General features: G+C 69.0%; 10 protein-coding genes. 3 read left to right on the forward strand and 7 right to left on the reverse strand.

Annotated elements, in window-relative coordinates; translation table 11 throughout:
* Positions 1 to 82 precede the first annotated feature (82 nt).
* The 5 genes from QDR37_RS03530 to QDR37_RS03550 all read right to left on the reverse strand — a co-directional run bounded on the left by QDR37_RS03530 (position 83) and on the right by QDR37_RS03550 (position 6154).
* Complete coding sequence (locus QDR37_RS03530; RefSeq protein ID WP_279712181.1) at positions 83 to 1333, reverse strand: O-antigen ligase family protein; 1251 nt, start codon at positions 1331 to 1333, stop codon at positions 83 to 85.
* 112 nt (positions 1334 to 1445) lie between these two features.
* Positions 1446 to 2468, reverse strand: coding sequence for a glycosyltransferase (locus QDR37_RS03535; protein ID WP_279712182.1), 1023 nt, complete (start codon positions 2466 to 2468; stop codon positions 1446 to 1448).
* 10 nt (positions 2469 to 2478) lie between these two features.
* Positions 2479 to 3798 carry an oligosaccharide flippase family protein gene (locus QDR37_RS03540; RefSeq protein WP_279712184.1) on the reverse strand — a complete coding sequence of 440 codons (1320 nt, stop codon included), beginning with the start codon at positions 3796 to 3798 and terminating at the stop codon, positions 2479 to 2481.
* Entirely contained in the window at positions 3795 to 4820 is a 1026-nt protein-coding gene (gene murB, locus QDR37_RS03545) for a UDP-N-acetylmuramate dehydrogenase (RefSeq protein ID WP_279712185.1), read from the reverse strand. The genes QDR37_RS03540 and murB overlap by 4 nt, the downstream gene beginning before the upstream one ends.
* Positions 4817 to 6154 carry a UDP-N-acetylglucosamine 1-carboxyvinyltransferase gene (locus QDR37_RS03550; protein WP_279712187.1) on the reverse strand — a complete coding sequence of 446 codons (1338 nt, stop codon included), beginning with the start codon at positions 6152 to 6154 and terminating at the stop codon, positions 4817 to 4819. The genes murB and QDR37_RS03550 overlap by 4 nt, the downstream gene beginning before the upstream one ends.
* Before the next feature lie 315 nt (positions 6155 to 6469).
* Between QDR37_RS03550 and QDR37_RS03555 the strand changes: the two genes are divergently transcribed.
* A complete protein-coding gene (locus QDR37_RS03555) occupies positions 6470 to 7489 on the forward strand; it encodes a glycoside hydrolase family 6 protein (RefSeq protein ID WP_279712188.1) in 1020 nt (339 codons plus the stop codon).
* A gap of 76 nt (positions 7490 to 7565) precedes the next feature.
* Here the strand turns inward: QDR37_RS03555 and QDR37_RS03560 are convergent, their stop codons facing one another.
* On the reverse strand, positions 7566 to 7796 hold the full coding sequence (locus tag QDR37_RS03560) for a hypothetical protein (protein WP_279712189.1): 231 nt from the start codon (positions 7794 to 7796) through the stop codon (positions 7566 to 7568).
* Between the two features lie 462 nt (positions 7797 to 8258).
* Here QDR37_RS03560 and QDR37_RS03565 point away from each other — a divergent pair, with 462 nt between their 5' ends.
* Complete coding sequence (locus tag QDR37_RS03565) at positions 8259 to 8396, forward strand: hypothetical protein (protein WP_279712190.1); 138 nt, start codon at positions 8259 to 8261, stop codon at positions 8394 to 8396.
* A 164-nt stretch (positions 8397 to 8560) separates the two neighbouring features.
* Here QDR37_RS03565 and QDR37_RS03570 read toward each other — a convergent pair whose 3' ends face one another.
* Positions 8561 to 9691, reverse strand: coding sequence for a hypothetical protein (locus tag QDR37_RS03570; RefSeq protein WP_279712192.1), 1131 nt, complete (start codon positions 9689 to 9691; stop codon positions 8561 to 8563).
* 427 nt (positions 9692 to 10118) lie between these two features.
* Between QDR37_RS03570 and QDR37_RS03575 the strand changes: the two genes are divergently transcribed.
* Positions 10119 to 12128 carry an Ig-like domain-containing protein gene (locus QDR37_RS03575; protein WP_279712194.1) on the forward strand — a complete coding sequence of 670 codons (2010 nt, stop codon included), beginning with the start codon at positions 10119 to 10121 and terminating at the stop codon, positions 12126 to 12128.
* Positions 12129 to 12240 lie beyond the last annotated feature (112 nt).

A 12240-nucleotide genomic window follows, 5' to 3' on the forward strand; every position in this document is an offset into this window, starting at 1 on the left:
GAAATCGGCAGCGGGGCGGGTTCCTCCCGCTGCTCCGTTATTAGAACGTCTTCACGTACTGAGTACAAGCCATTCCTCCGCGTCAAGAAAGTATCGATGTGCTCTTGCCATCCGGGGAACCGGCGGCACCGATCAGCGCAACCCGCTGGCGCGCGCGACTGGTGGTCCGGCGAGGCTGGACGGTGGCCTCCTGCAGCTCGGCGGCGAGCACCAGGAAGGTCAATGCGAGCACCGTGCTCGGCTTGCCGGCGTACTCCACGCCCGTCAGGCTCGCGAGCAGCGTCGTGAGCACCAGGAACAGCGAGTACGGCACGCGCTGGAGCCGCACCCGCACCCAGATGGCCCCGACGAGCTGTGCGAGCACGACCGCGACGGTGAACCAGACACCGAGCATCCCTGTCTCGAAATACGCCTGAAGGAACGAGTCGTGTGCATGCGGAGCGCGGTAACGACCCCAATAGGCGTCGAACACCGGACTGATGAAGCTCGAGAACCCATATCCGAACGGTCCGGAACCTTGCGCCGCGGCGATGGTGCGCTCCCAGACGTTCGTGCGGCCACTGAGCGACAAATCGACACCGTCGGACCCGAGTGAGTTGAAGATGTCGGCGGCGTTCAACGCGCCCCACACGAGCAATCCGCCGACGACGACCCCGACGAGCACCCGGAGGATCGGTCCCCGCGTCATCCCGAGGGTGAGCACGAGCGCGATGATGATGTAGACGGAGTTCAACCGCGCGAGGGCGGCCACGAACGCCAGCCCCAGCAGCACGAAGGCGAACCTCCGATAGACCGTCGATCCGGGCAGCAGCGAGCGGAATCGACCGTTGGCCATCGCGACGAGGCAGAGGCCGACCACCGTGCCCATCACGAGGCCGAGACGCTGCTGATGGTTGAACACCCCGCGGAGTTCGGGGACACCGAGCCCCGTGACATGCGTCTGGAAGGCACCATCGCCGAACACCAGGATGGCCGCGAAGGAGAGGAAGGCGAGCACGACAGCGACCTTCGTCACCATCCGCAGCTGCTCCTCGGCGCGCACGGTGCGGACGACGAACGTCGCGGTCCACAGGATCCCCGCGTAGACGACCTGCACGACCGTCGCGAGCGGGCTCACCGACCACAGCGTCGAGAGGGCGCAATACAGGAGGTAGGCCAGGTACACGAGGTCCGGCCAGAAGAAGCGCGGCATCTCCTGGGTGCGGTCACGACGCAAGGACGTGATCGCGATGGCGATCGCGATCATCGCGAGCGCGCTCATGACCACGTTCCAGGGCTGGAAGTTGTCGAACGGGTTGGACATCTCGATCGAGCAGATCGCCAGCACCGTCACGGACGCCGCCCGCCGAACGCCCTGCCCCGCCCCGGGAGCGCCGGCTCCAGACGCGGTGGCGGGCGCAGCCCTTCCGCTCTGCACGACTCCCCTGCTCCCAGCCATCGCCCCGCTACGCCCTCTGTCCGCGAGGAGAGGCGACGGAAGCGGCGCCGCCCTCGACGCCGAGCAGCCGGAACACGACGGCACGGATCCTCGCAGCCCAGGTGCGGCCGAGCAGCGCGGCGAAGACGAGCAGCGCCACCCGGGGCAGGCGCCCTGTGATGTACGACCGAGCGATCTCCGTCGCGTCGTCGTACGCTCCCCACACCGCCGAACGGACGCTGCCCTTGAACAGCTTCTTCTGCAGCTTCGGGTCCTCGGGCGTCACCAGAGCCAGCGGCCCTTCGCTCCGAAGGCGCTCGACGAGACGCTCGCCCTCCCTGGGCGGCAGGGTCGCGACCCGCTGCGCGATGATCGAGTAGCGGCCGTGCACTGCGAGCTTCTTCGGGTCGTACGAGACGCCGTCGAACTGGATGTACCGGTCGTAGAGGTGCTCGGGCACCGTCGAGAACCGGCACAGCCTGATCATCCGCAGCCACAGGTCGTAGTCCTGGGCGTTCGTGAAGGCGGTGCGGTAGCCGCCCGCCTGCTCGTAGAAGCTGCGCCGCAGCATGACCTCACCGTGGGAGAAGACGTTGCCGCGGGTCACGAGCCGCTCGAAGTCCATCGTCGTGGCGTCAGGGGTGCGGAGCCGCCGGGCCCCGGTCGCCTCGACGACGTTCGCGTAGTGGCAGCCGACGACGCCGACACCCGGGTCGCCGTCGAGCAGCTCGGATTGCAGCCGGATGCGGCCGGGCAGGGAGACGTCGCCTGACCCTTGAATGGCGATGTACTCCCCCGTGGTCTGCGAGATCGCCTGTCGCAGCCCTGTGACGAAGCCGAGATTGCGCTCGTGCACCACGAAGCGCAGGCGCGGATCGTCGAGCTCGTCGGCCAGCCGCGCCAGCTCGTCGGCGGTCCCGTCCTTCGAGGCGTCATCGAACACGAGCAACTCGAGGTCGTCGTAGCTCTGCTCGAGAATCGAGGTGATGGTCCTGCGGAGGACCGACCGCCGGTTGTAGTAGCCCGTGACCACGGACACCTTCGCGCTCATGCTGTCTCCATCACCTCTGCAGCAGTCCGTGGATCGCGGTCCTCGATCGTCGCTGCACGCTCGTCACGAGCGCCGCCACCTCGGACCGGGGCGGCAGGAAGAACGTCCGCATCGGGATGCGGTAGTTGCGCCGGCAGAGGATGGCATAGCCGACGAGCAGCACGACCTGACCGATCACCAGAGCCGCGCTGCCGCCGGGTACGCCCAGACCCGGCACCAGGAGCCACGACGCGACGAGGTTCACTCCGAGGCTGACCGCGATCAGCGGGGTGCCGAAGGTGGGCCGGCCGATGCCCGCGATGGTCGAGTAGACGACCTTGGTCGCGGCGGTCGGTGCGAGGCTCAGCGCGAGCACCTGCAGCGCGCCAGCGGCTCCTTCGTAGTCCGAGCCGAGCAGCACCCTGACGAGCACCGGAGCGGCGGCGGCGATGAGTCCCGCGATGAGCAGGAACCCCCAGAGCAGCCACGCCGCGAGCCTCGCGCTCTCCTCGAGCACCGCACGTGCGTCCACCTGTCGCGCGGTTCGAGAGAAGATCACCATGCCGAGCGCCGTCGATGCCTCGAGGAAGATCTCGTTGACGCGGACCGCTGCGTAGAACTGCCCCGCCGCTTGTGCTCCCTGGAACCCCTGGATCACGAACATCGAGATCCGCGAGCACAGGGTGATGAGGAAGAGGTTGAGCGCGAAGAAGATGCCGTAGCGCAGCATCGGGAGCAGGGACCGCCCCTGGGGCCGGAAGGCTCCCCTCTCGCCGCGAAGCGCGAACCAGATCGAGGTCGGGATCGTGAGCAGGTAGCAGAGCGACTGGACCCACAGGGAGGCTTCCAGCGTCATCGTGCCGGTGACGGCCAGGAGCGCCACACCGATGAGCAGCAGGACCCGCGGCAGGGTGTCGCCGAGCGTGAAGGCGCGGATGTTGCCACGGCCGAGGTTCACGCCCTGAAGGAGCGTGATGAGCACGGTCCCGGCCATGCTGGTGAAGATGATCAGCGCCGCGGTCGCGGGACTGTGAACCGGCGCGTGAGTACCGAACAGGGCGTAGACGAACGCCGAGGCGAGCAAGGTCAGAGGTAGCCAGAGGGCGATCCCTGTGGCCGCGGCACCGGCTCCGGTCAGCCGACGCTGCCCGATCCAGTACGCGAACGACTGGCGCAGCCCGAGCGTGCCGAGCGTCGCGGCGAGGGCGAGCGCGCTCGTCAGCACGCCGAACCAGCCGAACTGGGCGGCCGACAGCGACCGCGCGAGCAGCACGAACGTGACGAGCTGAGCGATGCGGATGACCCCTCGCCCGAAGAGCACGGTCGCGACCTGCGCGGGGAGGGAGCTCACGACCCGTACCCGCTGCGTTGCAGCAGCCCGACGCCCTCGTCGTCGTCCTCGCGCTGTGACCACCGGTGATCGGCAGCGAGGTGCGCGGGGACGACTGCACCGGCAGGTGACACGTAGCGGACCTCGCACTCGAGCCAGTGCCCGGTCGCGCGGTGCACGGCGCGTCGCGCGAGTGCGATCAGCCAGAGGACGTCGTCGGAGCTGGCGCCGTCGATGTTGACGATGAAGTTCGCGTGCCGCTCGGAGATCATCGCGCCACCGCGACGGACTCCCTTCAGGCCCGCCAGCTCGATCACTCTGCCTGGAGGGCCCACTGATTCGTACAGCTCAGGACTCGACAGGAACGTCGATCCCCCGCTCGGCAGGTCGAGTGGGAACCGGGCCGCCCGCGAGCTCACGATCGCATCCATCCGGTCTGCGATCTCGGCCGGTTCACCGAGCTCGAGCTCGAGCTCGACCTCGGTGATGAGGATCCCGAGGTGCTGCAGCGCGGACGAGCGGTAGGCGAACTCGCACTCCTCCTGGGTCAGCTGCACCAGCTCACCCTCGCGATCGACGCCGGTGACGCGAACGACCCGCTCACCGATCCCGCGGCGCATGCTCCCGCCGTTCATGAGCACCAGGCCACCGAGGGTGCCGGGGATGCCGACCGTGTGCTCGATACCGGTCAGGCCGGCGGCACCCACTGCGCGCGCAAGAGCTGGCACCGACACGCCCGCCTGAGCGACGACCCGGCGGCCGTCGATCGACACCTCCGACATCTGCGCGCCGATCTGCAGCACGGTCTCGTCGTGCTGCGCGCTATCGAACAGCAGGTTGGAGGTGCCACCGACCGCGATCCACGGCTCACCGCTGCGGGCGAGCGTGGCGACCGTTGCGGCGGCGGCGACGCCGGTTCGCGGTTCGGCGACCAATCGGACGCTCCCACCGATGCGCCAGGAGGTGAAGCGGCTGAGCGGCAGGTCGCGCTCGACGATCACGTCGTCGAGGCGCGCGATCGCCCGCGCCGTCTCGACGGTCATGCGGTGGAGACCAGTTCCCGGTCCACCGGGGACACGTCCTCGTGCACCTGGATGCGAGACCCCAGGCGATGCAGCTTGCCCTCGAGGTTGTCGTAGCCGCGCATCGCCATCTGAACGTCCTGCACGACCGAGCGGCCCGGCGCCACAAGAGCGGCGAGCACGGAGGCCATTGACCCGCGGAGGTCGGTCGAGGTGGAGACCGCGGGCTGGAACCGTGCCGGGCCGCGCACCGTGATCCTGCCGGGCATCGCCTCGAGGTGCGACCCCTGGACGTGCTTCGCCAGCTCCCTGACGAAGGCGATGCGCTCGGGATATCGATAGTCGTAGATGCGCGAGGTGCCGGCGCCGACGAGGGCGAGCAACACGAAGAAGGCCTGCATGTCGGAGATCACGCCAGGATGCGCACCGCACGCGAGCTCGAAGGGCTCGACCCGCCCCGAGGGGAAGCAGTCCGGCTTGATCTGGATCGAGCGGCTGTTCGCGTAGAAGTCGATGCCCGCGTGCTGCAGGTGCGTCAGCGGCACCTCCATCGCCTCGAACGGCACGCCCTCGACGGTGAGGTCACCGCGGGCGATGACGGCGTACACGATCCATGTGAGCGCCTCGATACGGTCGGGCATCACCGGCATCCGCGCGCCCGCGAGCAGCCCGGCACGTCCCTGCACCACCAGATGGCTCGTTCCGTAGACCTCGATGACCGCGCCCATCTGGCGCAGGAGCTTGATCAAGTCCTCGATCTCCGGCGTGATGTACGCGTTCGAGATGCGTGTCTCGCCGGCGGCGACACTGGCGCAGAGCAGCGCGTTCTCGGTGCCGCCGACCGTCGAGATCGGGAAGTCGATGCTGCTGCCTCGGAGACCCGCCGGGGCGGCCACGTAGATGTGGTCCGCGCGCTCCTCGACGGTGCAGCCGAGCCGTTCCCACACCATGACATGCAGGTCGTAGCCACGCTGACCGGATGGCCCCGGCCCGATGGGGCAACCGCCGGGGTAGGGCACATAGGCGACCCCGGATCGAGCGAGCTGCGCAGCCGCGAGCAGGTACGTGGTGCGGACGGGCAGGTCGAGCTGTGCGCGCTCGAGTTGGTGCGGGGTGAAGCCTCGAGCGTCGACGCGCAGGCGTCCGTCGCCGCCGTCGACCTCGACGGAAGCCCCCATCGCACGGGCGAAACCGATCTTGTGCCCGACGTCGACGAGCGACGACGGGAAGTTGCTCAGATCGACCGGCTCGTCGCTCAGCAGCGCGGCAGCGAGAAGTCGAGTGGCCGAGTTCTTCGCGCCACTGACCGTGATCCGGCCGACGGGAGCGATACCACCATCGATCACCGCATACATTCCGGAACCGCCTGACCAAGTCGCGTCGAACTGATTCTGCGACGACCGAGTGGATTCCGGGCGCGCCCCTCATCGTGATGATAATCGGCCTCGGCTATCCGTTCCAGCACGAATTTCCACTGCTCAACGCCTCGTCTCAGCACGTTCACGGCAGCCGCCCCTCAGCCGGCGTCGCGGCACACGGCGCGATCTCACGCCGCCTTCCCACCTCCGGCGGTAAAGTCGAAGCAGCGGATTTCAGCGGAGCGATCGATGCGCACGACTCGCCGCACAGTTGACGGGCCCAGGCGCCGGCGGCGCCTACCCTCTGCCGCCATGAGTCCCCGAAGGATGACCGCCGGTTTCATCGCCCTGTGCGTCTCGCTCCTTCCGATCGCGCCGAGCGGCGGCGCGACCTGGTTCCACCAGCTGTTCCCCAGCCCGAGCAGTGGCCCTGCCCAGCGGACGACGGAGGCGACGGGGCGGTTCACCGCCCCGCTGTGGGTCAATCCGAGCACCGGCGTCGCGAGGGCGACGCGCTCGCTGCTCGCGGTCGGGATGAACGATCGAGCGAGGGCGCTGCAGGTGCTCGCCGATGAACCGACCGGCGTCTGGCTGACGAGCACCGATCTCACCGCCACCCGACAGCGCGTGCAGTCGGTCGTAGCGCAGGCGACGCAGGCCGATCGACTGGTCACCCTCGTGCCCTACGCGATCCCCGATCGGGGATGCAGCCCCTACTCCGCTCTGCCCGCTGCGGAGTCCGCCGCACACTACCGGTCCTGGATCAGCACGATCGCGCAGGCACTCGGCTCCTACCGGGCCATCATCGTGCTCGAACCCGACGCGACGGGGCTCTTCCAGTGCCTGACGCAGCAGCAGCAGCAGCAGCGCCTCCAGCTGCTGAGCGAAGCGACCAAGGTGCTCGCGCACCAGGGTTCGTGGGTGTACATCGATGCGGCTCATACCGGCTGGCTCTCGCCGCAGGTCGCGGCCTCACGCCTCAAGGCCGCTGGTGTGGCCGACGCGACGGGATTCGCCGTGAACGTCGCCAACTTCCAGTCCACCGATTCCCAGATCGCCTACGGGCGGAGCATCTCGCGACTCGTGGGCGGGAAGCACTTCATCATCGACACCTCTCGCAACGGCGTCGGCACCGCCAGGAGCGATTGGTGCAACCCGCCGGGGCAGGGGCTCGGGAAGAAGCCGACACTGGTCACGCATGTGCCCCTCGTCGACGCCTTCCTGTGGGTGAAGCGACCCGGGAACTCCGACGGGCCGTGCCACGGCGGCCCCGCCGTCGGCACCTTCTGGGAGAGCTACGCCCTCGGTCTCATCGCGCGGGCGCACTTCTAGCCGCCCCCTGCGCCGTCTCGCCTGCCGAGTCGTCCGGTCAGCTCGGGCGTCGTAGATCTCGGGCAGGGAAGGGCGGTCAGCCGAGCGGCGTCGGTGTCGGCGCCGCCGAGGTGACTGTGGGCGTCGGCGTCGGCGTCGACACGGGCGTGGGTGTCGTCCGCAGCGCGGGCGGTGCAGCCGCAGACCTCCTGGTGGTGGGCAGCGCCGGCACGACATACCGCGCCGCCTCTTTCGCGGCGGCATCCTCTTCTGCGCGGAACTTGAGCAGTACGGCGCCCAGGAGCACGATCCACACGATCGCAAGCACTACGAGGGCGATGTACCGCAGCGGACGTCCTTCGAGACGCGCCGCGGGGTCGGTACCCGACCGGAGTCGGCGACTGAAAGGACGGCGCCGCCCTCGCGCCTCCCTTCCAGCGCGTTCCGAAGATCTTTGGGGGCGCGTCTGCGCAGGCTTGTCTGTCCTGGCCTCGGCCGACGGCGTCCTCGGCTGGTCCACGAGATCAGCACTCGGGCTCGCGCTCGTGACGGGCCGCGGCGACGGTCGGGGGGACACAGGCACCGGTCCGGTCGAATCCCTCATCGCGAAGGCGCGGAGCGCTGCCGTCACAGCTGGGTCCGGCCGAGACGGATTCGACGGTGGCGCTACGGCCGCCGCGGCCTCTTCCCACTCTGGTGCAGTACCGGTATCCCCCTCATGCCTCGCCTGACCAGCATCAGCGGGCGCGTCCTCTTCGCGGACGACAGCGGCCGCTGAAGGAATCTCCGATTGCGCGATCTGGTCGGCGTCGCCACCGGCCACCTCGTCCCGGTCCTTCACATTGCTCCCCTCGGGCTCGTTCACGAGATCGCGCTCGTGCGCGGAATCGTGGTCGTGCTCGTCGGTCACGTGCTCATCGTGGAGTGACGCACGGAGACGCGCAAGCATCATGCGGACGGTACCCGTGAGCCAGGGGCGTGCCTCCGGAGTCGCATCATCGTGCTCGTGCGGGCCGAACGGCGCCGGTCGCCAGGACGGCATTGCGGGCAGGCCGGTCCTGCGGCGCCACTCCCCGGCAGGACGAGCCGGGATCAGAGGGCCGCGGCTTTCGACGATCGAGGAACGTCGACGCGGTGCGGCTCTCCGCGTGGCCCGAGCTCTCGCCGGCGGTGGAGCGGCAGCGCGAACGCGGCGACGAGGGACGCGACGATGCCGACCGTACGGAACCCGCTGACGAGGACGGGGATGCGCGGAGGAACCAGGTAGACCGGGCCCAGCACCAGCACCAGGGCGGCCAAGGTGGCGAGCGCGAGGGTGGCATCGAGATCGAGGAGCAGGGCTCCTGTGAGCAGGCCTGAGGCGTAGTAGCTGTGCGCACCCGGGTCGAGCAGCATCCGGAAGGCCACGACGACGAGGACCGCCGCAAGCGGACGCCCGCGACGAACCGCAGCCGCGGCGAGGAGCGCGCCTCCGACCAGCTGGGCCGGACGGCACCACGGCGGTGTGCCGTGGGCGCGGATGCCGAAGAGCCACAACGTGCTTCCGGACGAGACCGGGATGCGGAACTGCAGGGCCCTCACGCTGGCCGGATCGAGGAGGAAGAACGGGCTCCACACCACGACGACTGCGAGAACGACGACGCCGAGGGCGGGCCACCGGTGCCGCGGCGCGAACAGCAGCACCGCTGCGAGCGGCAGCATCCATGGTTTGCAGTCGACAGCGACTCCGATCGCGAGCCCTGCGGCGACCGTGCGTCCGTCCTGCAGCAGCCGCATCGCGAGCACGGCGAAGAAGAGCGCCAGAGCATCGTCGAGGTGCCCGAAACGCACCGCGAGCTCTGGCCACGCGATCGCGAACAGCACGGCGGCGACCGCCCACCGTCGACGGGCGGAGGGGCTTTCGGCGGCGAGGATCCGCTGCGCCTCGCGCATGATCGCGAGGCCGATCAGCAGCATCAGGAGCACGGCAGCGAACCGGCCGGCGTCCCCCTTGAGTATCAGCACGAGTGGCGCACCGACAAGGAAGGTGATCGGCCCCATCTGGATGTCAGGACGTAGGGCGTACAGGGCGAACCAATGCGGCGACACGAGAATGTGGACCGCAGACCGGACGTAGCCCCACCCGACTGCCCACGCGGGCTCGGTCAGCAGGTGCGCGACACTGACGGCGGCGAGGACCAGCGACAGCGCGCGGAACGGATGCGCCGTGATCGCCCGCGCCACGGCGCCGCGCCCCGGCACGACGAGGCCCGCGAGGGGCAGCGGCGGTCGTCGCTCAATCACCGCGGATCGCTTCCGAGTCGGCTCACGTGTGCATCGTGTCGACCCGACGCTCAGCCGCGGCTAAGACGGCGGATCCGGGGATCGAGACGGTGCCGAACGACGACGTCCCCGCAGCTCGCTCCCCCGGAGCCCGCGCCGCTCGCCGCATCGAATGGCGCCCGGATGCCGCTGCCGATAAGCGGTACGGACGTTCGCGCAGACCGCTCACTCGCACGAGCGTCATCAGCAGCGCGCTCAGAGTCGACCCACCAGTGAGCAGTGACGATGCGCTGCCCTCGGAAGTGTGGTCTTGACGGGCGGGCGCCGGCCGGAGGTGAATGCGTCCCGGACGGCCTCGATGAAGTGGCCGCATCAAGGAGGCACCCCCATGCGCAAGCCGGTCCGCGCCTTGTCGCTGCTCGCCGCCGTCGCCCTCGGTCTCGGCAGCCTCGTCCTGTCGTCCGCACCGGCGTCCGCTGCGGCAGGCGACCTGCCCTGCGTCCAGCACGCGCCCGGACAGCACGGTCATATCGGCGGCATCGTGCGTCAGGTGAAGCACGTCGCGAAGGGCCACCCCTGTCCCCCGACTTATCGACCGATCGGGAAGAACGACTACTACTACCCCGGCACAACTCCGCCCCTGATCTACAACGGCGGACCGGTGATGGCCACGAGCGGCCCCATCACCGTCACCCCCATCTACTGGGCGCCGAGCGGCTACACGTTCCCGAGCACCTACCAGAGCGTGCTCAACACCTTCCTCGCGAACGTCGCCGCGGACAGCGGCAAGTCCACGAACGTCTTCTCTCCTCTCCAGCAGTGGACGAGCTCGAGCGGGCATGTCCGCTACCGCTACGTCGCCGCGACGGCGCTCTCCGACTCGACCCCGTTCCCCACGTCGGGCTGCTCCGCGGAGGCCGGTTCGCGCTACCCCGACGGGAGCGGGTTCACGTCGTGCGTGACGGACCCTCAGGTGCAGACGGAGCTCCTGAACGTGGTGCGGGGGCACTCGCTGCCGTCCGACCTGAACCACGTCTATGCGGTGTTCCTGCCGAAGGGCGTCGAGTCCTGCTTCGGGACCGCGAACGGAAGCCAGGGCGGGGACTGCACCTCGAACTCGTACTGCGCCTACCACACGTGGCAGGGCAGCTCCACGGCCCCGCTCATCGATGCGCTCATGCCGTTCGCGCTGCCGAGCTTCTGCACCACGACCATCCAGTCGCCGAACGGGGACTCGAACGCCGACATCGTGACGAGCCCGCTCAGCCACGAGCTCAACGAGGCGGCGAGCGACCCCTTGCTGAATGCCTGGTACGACACCAGCGGTTACGAGAACGGTGACGAGTGCGCCTACATCTACGGGACGGCCTCGGGAACGTCGGGCGCGCAGTACAACCAGACGATCAACGGCGCCCACTACTTCCTGCAGGAGGAGTTCAGCAACGAGGACTACGCGACGAACAGCATCGCCGGCTGCGTGCAGAAGGAGGAGTCGCCGACGGCGTCCTTCACGGTCAACCCCTCGTCTCCCGGCGTGAACCAGACCGCCACCTTCGACGGATCCGCGTCCGTCGACAAGGACAACCCCACGGGGATCACGAGCTACTCGTGGACGTTCGGCGACGGCGGCACCTCGACGAGCGGTCCGACCACGACGCACGCGTTCGCCGCGGCAGGCACCTACGCAGTCAAGCTCCAGGTGCGGGACGGACTGGGCTACACGGGATCGGTGACGCACTCGGTGACGGTCACCGGTGCCACACCGCCCACCGTGATCGCGAAGTACCCTGCCGCCGGAGCGACGAACATCGGCGTCGGATCGGCGACCGCACCGAAGCGGATCACCGCACAGTTCAACGAGCCCGTGACCGGCGTCAGCGCATCCTCGTTCCAGGTCAAGCTCGGCACGGCCTCCGTGGCCGGCACCCTGAGCTACGACGGCTCCACGAACACGGCGACCTTCACCCCGTCCGGCGCCCTGACGACCGACTCGCACTACACGGTCTCGCTCACCTCCGACATCAAGAACGCGTCAGGAACCTCGCTGGCGCCGCTCTCGTGGACCTTCTCGACCGGACCGAGGCCCACGGTGAAGTCGGTGACTCCTGCCTCAGGCGCGACCGGTGTGCCTATCGGGTCGGCCTCGACACCCACCTTGGTGAAGGCGGTGTTCAGCGAGTCCGTGACCGGGGTCAGCGGTGCGTCGTTCACGGTGAAAGCGGGCACGTCATCGGTAGCGGGTGCAGTCACGTACGCGTCGGGGACGGCGACCTTCACCCCATCCGGAGCCCTTGCGCCCAACACGACCTACACGGTCGCGCTGACCTCGGCGATCAAGGATCTGGCGGGGAACCCGTTGAGTGCGTACACCTGGTCGTTCACGACCGGGGCGAGCTGATCGAAACCGCTGCGCTGAACCTGGCGGCCCGGAACCGCGGGGCGATTCCTCGGCAGGGTCCGGGCCACTGGGTGCGCTGGTCACGATCGGCAGGAACCTGGCCAGCGAGACG

Source organism: Amnibacterium sp. CER49, from assembly GCF_029846255.1.
Taxonomy (GTDB): Bacteria; Actinomycetota; Actinomycetes; order Actinomycetales; family Microbacteriaceae; genus Amnibacterium.